A 4669-nucleotide genomic window follows, 5' to 3' on the forward strand; every position below is an offset into this window, starting at 1 on the left:
TGTGGGCGCTGCGGATCGCGTGGGTAAAGGGGCGGGACCCCGTCTCCTGGGCATACGTATGCCTCGCCACGTGCGGCGCCGGGCTCGTGCTTCTGCTCGCGAGGCGTCCCGCGCGAACGCAGCCGGGCCACGTGCGGCCCTGCGCGGTGTGCGGCGAGTTCAACCGCTGGAAGGCCTTCACGTGCGCCGCATGCGGCGAGCCGGTGGCGCAGGAAGCAGCCCGCCGCCGGGCGGTGGACCTGTCGGGACGTGCCTGTGACGCGTGGCTGTTGGGACTGTTTCCCTGGTACGGGGTGATCGTCGGCGTGGCGGGGCTGTACATGGGCCTCGTTGGACTGTGGTTCACGGCCCCGCTCTGGATGGCGGCGTGGAGCGTGCCGCGCCGCAGCGCGCCGGGCGCCCGCGCGACCCTGGGCGTTGCCACCCTGGTGCTCCTCCACATCGCCGCGATCGTCGTGCTGCATCCCCAGGGCAGCCTGGCGATCGCGACCCCGCTGATCCTGTGGCCCGCGGTGCGCGCCAGCCGTGCCCTTCAGCGCGCCGGGCAGCAAGACGGCGCGGCCGGGTACTACCTATCGCGCTGGCAGCAGCTCTCGCTGCACCCGCCGCCGGAGCTCGTTCCGCCGAGCGCCGCCATCCCGGTGGACTCCATCCGCCACGGAGGCAAGGCGGCCGCCTGGCGCCTTTTCGCCATCTTCCTGGCGGTCCTGCTCGTGATCGGGATCCGCATGGGCGGAACCTTTCACCTTGCCTTTCTCCTGGTCGCGGCCGCGTGGCGGCGCGGCACCCGCCTGGGCGTGCTGAACGCCGCGGAGTTGCGGGTGCGGGACCGGCGCCGCCCCGTCTTCTACTTTCGCTCGTTCCGGGACGACAGCACCAACGTGGACCCCGGCGCGCTCGAGACGCTCCAGCTCACCCCGCGGACGCTGGAGATGGTCGTCGCCGACGCGGCGTGGCGATGTGGACCGGTGCTCGCCATCGGCCGGCCGGGAGAGGAGACGCCGCCCCTGGGCTTCGCGCGTGAGAGCGTGGGCGCCGACGCGTGGCAGGGCACCGCCCGGGAGCGGATGGACGAGGCGCGCCTCGTGTTCGTCGTGGCCGGGCCCACGGAGGGGGTGGCGTGGGAGATGAACGCCGTGGCATCGTCCGGGGGCCTGGGGCGCGTGATCCTGCTTGTCCCGCCTCCTCAACCACGCGACGGGGTCCGCGCGCGGTGGGCGGCGTTCCTGGCCCACCTCGATGCGCCCCTCCGCGCCCGTCTGGGCCGCATCAACCCGGACCGCGCCCTGGCGATCGTCTTTCCGCCAGAAGGGGAGGCGCTGGCGTTCACGGCGGCCTATCGCGGCGTTCGCGCGTACGAGACGGCGCTGCACGCCGCCGTCGCGTACGTGCTCGAGGCGGGAGGAGACCTCGAACCCGCGCCCACGGCCCCGCACTGACGTGCACGACGGGGAGCCACGTTCTGACGAAAGCCCCAACCGCGCGAGATGCGGCGGATGGGCTTTTTTGTTCTCCCTCAGGGAAGACAAGACGGCGGGATGAGAGACGGGGGATGGCGCGGACAAAAAACAACCTCCCCCAGGGGGTATTGGGGGAGGTGGGCGAGTTTTACGAGCCCGGTGGGGGCGCGGCGAGGACTCCGCCACATGGGGTGAAGTTCTCCCCTCTCCGCGAGGAACGAGCGGGGAGGGGCCGGGGGAGGGGCGGGCTGCTGCCGGCGCAATCCATCTTTCCCCGCGCGACCTAACGGGCGGCCGCCTCCGCACGAGCCCGGAGGGGGCGCGTCGGGGGCACCGCTACCCTGCACGAGCCCGGTGGAGCGCGGCGCAAAGCCCCGTGCACCGAATCCTACGCCCCCGCCACGACCACCGCGCGCTCCTCCGCGCCGTGCGACGCGCTCCAGCCGGGGATGGCCTCGAACACGCGCAGGGCCAGCGGCACCTTGCCGAACGGCGCGCTCACCTGCACGCCCTGGATCATGGGCAGCGCGGCGGCCAGCATCTCCTGCGCGATGATCGTCCCCTCCTCGGTCCCGCGCTCCTTGCCCTCGGCGCTGGCGACGCGCATGCGCTGCAGCACGGGCTCCGGCACGATCACGCCCGGCACCTCGTTGGCCAGGAACTCCGCGTTGCGCGCGGACACCAGCGGCCAGATCCCCGCGATGACGGGAATGCGCAGCCCGTCCTTCTCGATGCGCTCCACGAACCGCTCCAGCTGCGCCAGGTCGAACACGGGCTGCGTGATGCAGTACTCCGCCCCCGCCTCCACCTTCCAGTAGAAGCGGCGCATCTCGTTCTCGAAGTCTTCCGCACCGGGGTTCACGCCCACGCCCACGACGAACTGCGTGGGCTCGCCCAGGGCGTTGCCGCCGGGGTCCAGCCCGCGGTTGAGCCGCGAGACCAAGTTCGTGAGCCCGATGGAATCGATGTCGAAGACGGCCGTGGCGTCCGGGTACGGGCCCATCTTGGGCGGATCGCCCGTGATGAGCAGCAGGTTGCGCAGCCCCAGCGCCTGCGCGCCGAGAAGGTCGCTCAGCATCCCCAGCAGGTTGCGGTCGCGGCAGCAGTAGTGCACCACCGCCTCCATCCCCACGTGCTGCTGGATGAGCAGCGCCGTGGCCAGGGCGCCCATGCGCGACTGCGCGCGGGGGCCGTCGGGCACGTTCACGCCGTCCACGCCCGCCGCCTTGAGCAGCCGCACGCCGTCCAGCATGGGCTGCGGGTTGGCGCCCCGCGGCGGCACGATCTCCACCGTCGTCAGGAACTCGCCCGCCGCCAGCTTGGCGCCCCACGCGGAACGCTGCGCCAGGGGCACGGGCTGGCGGGCCGGCGCGCCATCGCCATCGGCCGAATCCACCGTGACGATGGGCTCGGACGCGGGCGCCAGCATGCGCACGGCGCCGGCCATGGCGGCCACGTGCTCGGGCGTGGTGCCGCAGCATCCGCCCACGAAGCGCACGCCCTTGCGGATCATCCGCGCCGCGTAGCTGGCCATGTACTCCGGCGACGCCATGTACATCGTCCGCCCGTCCACCTCGCGCGGCAGCCCCGCGTTGGGCTGCATGCTCACGGGGTGCTCGGTGGATCCCAGCAGCCGGTCGGCCGCGTTGAGCATGGCGTTGGGTCCCACGGAGCAGTTGAGGCCCACGACCTCCGCGCCCCACTCCGTGAGCCGCTCGGCGATGAGCTGCGCGTCGCTGCCGTACGCCGTGCGGCCGTCCTCGCGGATGACCATCTGGGCCACGATGGGCAGGTCCGACGCGTCGCGCACGCCCAGGATGGCCTGGTGGATCTCCTCCAGGTCCACGAACGTCTCCAGGACGAACAGGTCCACCCCGCCCTCCACCAGCGCCGCCGCCTGCTCGCGAAAGAAGCCGCGGGCGTCGTCGCGCGACGTGGGGCCGTAGGGCTCGATGCGCACGCCCAGCGGCCCCATGGCGCCGGCCACGAACGCGCGGTCGCCCGCCGCGTCGCGGGCAATGCGGGCCGCGGCCTGGTTGATCTCCGCCGTGCGGTCGTCCAGCCCGTGGCGGGCCAGCTTGGCCCGGTTGGCGCCGTAGGTGTTGGTCTCGATGATCTCCGCGCCCGCCTTTACGTACGCGCGGTGAATGTCGCGCACCAGGTCCGGCTGGGTGAGCGAGAGCTCGTCGTAGCAGCGGTTGATGTACACGCCGCGGGCGTACAGCATGGTCCCCATGGCCCCGTCGAACAGGTGGGGACGGCCGTCGGCCAGCAGGCGGCGAAAGTCGCGCATCGGAAAATTCAGGGTTCCTTCGAGTTTGATGCCCCCGTCAGGTGGGGGCGGCCCCGTACACCAGCGGCTGCTTGTCGCGCGCGGGGACGATCCACAGCACCTTGCCCGCCGCGTCCAGGCCGATCTCCGTGGCGCCGTTGCCCGGCACGCACCCTTCGCCGCGGGGATACACCCAGCGGGTGGCGGTGCCGCGCCGCAGCCGCGCCGTCTCGTCCTCCACGGTGGGACGGGGCGTCTGCGCCGGGAACTGGTTGCCCAGGTGGGACAGGCTGCTCACCTCGCAACGGTTGGGCGGCGAGCCCAGCAGCTGGATGACCTCGGTGGAATCGTCGCCCACCACCAGCTGCACGGCCTGGCGCTCGCGGCGCCGTCCCCCGGACATCAGCATCACGCCCACCATGATGAGCAGGCCGATGCCGATGATGGCCAGGCTGACCATCCGTGACTTGCGCTTGTCGATGCGCTGGGCGGGATCGGCGCGGTTGTCGTACGGGCTGGCGATGGGTTCCTCCTGCGGTGGGGCCGTCGTGGCGGCGGTGGAAATTCCGATGCAAACGACTGTGCGTCTGCACGTTCCCTGCCGAACCGTGACGAACGTCCTGCCCCTGGTACCCGCGTCCGCCGGCGACGAGCCGTAAGTCCCTTGCGGATCAACGAGCTCCGCGCGGCGCCCCCTCCGCTCGCGTAGGCTCGCACCTCCCCCCAAACCCCTGGGGGAGGTTGAACTGAGGGGCGCCGGGTCCGAGAACATTGGCAGACGATCTCTCGCCCGCCGAGGGCCCCCTCCCCCCGGCCCCCTGCCCCCGCTTCGCGGGGGAGGGGGAGAACTGCCGGGACTCCGCCGGAGTTCGGGATCTCGCCCATGCCCAACCCCTCCCCCGAAGTTGGGGGAGGGGTCGCCACCGAGCCGCGAGGA

At 72.3% G+C, this 4669-nt stretch carries 3 protein-coding genes; 1 reads left to right on the forward strand and 2 read right to left on the reverse strand.

The features are described from left to right. Positions 1 to 1439 (forward strand): hypothetical protein (locus tag VFZ20_RS25190; RefSeq protein WP_329686721.1); only part of this gene is annotated, 1439 nt, incomplete at its 5' end. A gap of 409 nt (positions 1440 to 1848) precedes the next feature. Here the strand turns inward: VFZ20_RS25190 and VFZ20_RS25195 are convergent. Together VFZ20_RS25195 and VFZ20_RS25200 are read right to left on the reverse strand one after the other, a co-directional pair. After that, on the reverse strand, positions 1849 to 3753 hold the full coding sequence (locus VFZ20_RS25195; protein WP_329686722.1) for a bifunctional homocysteine S-methyltransferase/methylenetetrahydrofolate reductase: 1905 nt from the start codon (positions 3751 to 3753) through the stop codon (positions 1849 to 1851). A 37-nt stretch (positions 3754 to 3790) separates the two neighbouring features. After that, positions 3791 to 4192, reverse strand: coding sequence for a hypothetical protein (locus VFZ20_RS25200; protein WP_329686723.1), 402 nt, complete (start codon positions 4190 to 4192; stop codon positions 3791 to 3793). Positions 4193 to 4669: the final 477 nt, after the last annotated feature.

This window comes from Longimicrobium sp. (assembly GCF_036280135.1).
GTDB lineage: Bacteria > Gemmatimonadota > Gemmatimonadetes > Longimicrobiales > Longimicrobiaceae > Longimicrobium.

Coding starts and splice junctions, on each gene's coding strand:
- VFZ20_RS25195 (WP_329686722.1), bottom strand. CDS start 3,753: ATGCGCGACTTTCGCCGCCTGCTGGCCGACGGCCGTCCCCACCTGTTC.
- VFZ20_RS25200 (WP_329686723.1), bottom strand. CDS start 4,192: ATGGTCAGCCTGGCCATCATCGGCATCGGCCTGCTCATCATGGTGGGC.